We start from the raw sequence: 2,599 nt of genomic DNA, 5'->3' as shown, positions 1-2,599 counted from the left end.
GGCGATGTGTTGCTCAACGACTCCTCGGTGCGCCAGGCGTCAGGGTATGCCAACCAATCGCAGGCCTTTGTGATTCGTGGCCTGCCGCTCAATGGCGACGATATCTCGTTCAACGGCCTGTACGGCATCGTGCCGCGCCAGCTCATGTCCACCGATGCCTTGGAGCGGGTTGAAGTGTTCAAGGGCCCCAACGCCTTCATCAATGGCGTGACTCCAGGGGGTTCAGGCATTGGGGGCGGTGTGAACCTGCAACCCAAGCGCGCCGACGACGTGCCGCTGCGCCGCTTCAGCACCGACATCAGCAACGACGGCCGGGTGGGCGAACACCTGGACATCGGCCAGCGCTTCGGCGAAGACAACCGCTTCGGCGCGCGGGTGAACCTCTCCCAGCGCGAAGGCGATACCGGTGTGGACGATGAGAGCCAACGCTCGAAGCTGTTCTCGGTCGGCCTGGACTACCGTGGTGATGCCCTGCGCTTGTCGGGAGACTTCGTGTACCAGAAGCAGCAGGTCAACGGCGGGCGCAACTCGGTGTTCCTCGGGCAAACACTGACCCACATTCCCGACGCCCCTTCGGCCGAGACCAACTACGCGCCTAGCTGGGCGACCACCAGCCTGGAAGATACCTTCGGCATGCTGCGTGGCGAGTACGACCTCAACGACAACTGGACGGCCTACCTTGCAGCCGGTGCCAAGCACACCAACGAGATCGGGCGTTACTCTTCGACCACCGTGAACGACACCCTGGGCAACGCCACCGTGACCGGCTCGCGCATCGCCCACCAGGAAGACAACACCAGCCTGATGGCCGGCCTCAACGGCAAGTTCCAGACCGGCGCCGTCAGCCATAAACTGAACGTCGGTTTGACCGGGATCTGGACCCAGTCTCGCAATGCCTACGACTTTGACTTCACCGGGCACGCCAGCAATATCTACAACCCGGTCGACGTGGCGCAGCCGGTCAAGGGCAGCTTCACGGGTGGCGACATGAACGACCCGGGCATCACCGCCAAGACCTTCGCCCGCAGTGCAGCGGTGTCGGACACCTTTGGTTTCCTGGATGACCGCGTGCTGTTCACCGCCGGCCTGCGCCGTCAGGAACTGGTGGTACAAGGCTATGCCTACGGCACCGGCGAGCGCACGGCCAACTATGACAAGGGCATCACCACGCCGGTGTACGGCCTGGTGTTCAAACCGTGGGACCATGTGTCGTTCTACGCCAACCATATCGAAGGCCTGGCGTCCGGGCCGACCGCACCGACAACCTTTGCTGGCGCCAACGTGACCAACAAGAACCAGACCTTCGCACCCGCCCGCTCAAAGCAGACCGAGGCCGGGGTGAAAGTGGACATGGGCAGCTACGGCGCAACGCTGGGTGTGTACCGCATCGAACAACCGACCCAGGGTTACTCTGAGCTGAACGGGGACGGCACCGCGACGTTTGTGTTCCAGGGTGAGCAGGTCAACAAGGGCGTCGAGTTGAACGTCTTCGGCGAGCCTGTTGCCGGCCTGCGCCTGCTGGGCGGCGCGACGATCATCCACACCGAAGTCAGCGGTACCGCGGGCGGCGCCAATGACGGCAACCGTGCGGTCGGCGTGCCTTCGTTCCAGCTCAACGCCGGGGTAGATTGGGATGTGCCAGGCCTGCAAGGCGTGACGGTCAACGGCCGCATGCTGCGTACCGGTGGCCAGTACGCCGACGCCGCCAACAACTTGAGCCTGCCAACGTGGAACCGCTTCGATGTGGGTGCACGCTACAGCTTCAAGGTGCAACAGCGTGATGTGACGCTGGGCGCGACCGTGGAGAACGTCGCGAACACCAAGTACTGGGAGTCGGCACTCGGGGGTTACCTGACCCAGGGCGATCCGCGCGTGGCCAAGCTGTCGGCGACGGTGGATTTCTAAACGTTTGACTGGAGGGCGAGCCGGCGCAGTTGCGCATCGCCGGCTCGCCACTAGACTCAGGGCTTCACTCACAGGGAAGTCCACTCAATGAACACTGTTCGCACGCTTCGCCAGGCCATTGCCCTGGCCACACTTTTGGCCGCCGGCAACCTCGCCTACGCCGCCGACATCCCGCTGTCCAAATCCCTTGAAGCCGATGAAGTGACCACCAAAGTGCTGTCGGTGGATGCTGCCAAGCATCAAGTGGTGCTGGCGGGCGCCCAAGGCAACCCGGTGCATGTGCAGCTCAGCGAGGATGCCAAGGACCTGGGCAATCTCAAGGTAGGTGATCAAGTCAAAGTGCTGACCACCCATTCGGTTGCGGCCGTGCTCGATACCGACATCGACAAAAGTGCACCGGATGCCAGTGAAAAAACCGGCGTAATCCGTGCGACCGCCGACAACCCGAACCCCGGCGGCGCAGCGTTCCGCCAGGTGCAGGTGCAGTTGAAGATCACCCACATCGACCTGAAGAAAAACCAGGTCACCCTGGAAAACCCGACGGGGGCGACCAAGGTGCTGAATGTGGAAAAACCGGAGATTCGTGCGGGGCTTAAAGACCTCAAGGTGGGGCAGAGTGTGTTGGTGACCTTCACCGACACCCTGGAAATCACCACGGCCCACGAAGGCTGACAGCTTGTAGTGAGCGGGCTTG

At 62.7% G+C, this 2,599-nt stretch carries 2 protein-coding genes; both read left to right on the top strand.

From position 1 onward, the window contains the following. Positions 1-1,905, top strand: a 1,905-nt coding sequence (locus HX803_RS30630; RefSeq protein WP_178925826.1) for a TonB-dependent siderophore receptor, incomplete at its 5' end; no start/stop codon positions are given. 87 nt (positions 1,906-1,992) lie between these two features. Beyond that, positions 1,993-2,577: a hypothetical protein gene (locus HX803_RS30625; protein WP_178925825.1), complete on the top strand. Its 585-nt coding sequence runs from the start codon at positions 1,993-1,995 to the stop codon at positions 2,575-2,577. The last annotated feature ends 22 nt before the right edge of the window (positions 2,578-2,599 follow it).

This window comes from Pseudomonas sp. P7548 (assembly GCF_013386585.1).
Lineage (GTDB): Bacteria > Pseudomonadota > Gammaproteobacteria > Pseudomonadales > Pseudomonadaceae > Aquipseudomonas.
This window is presented reverse-complemented; position numbering and strand designations above follow the sequence as displayed.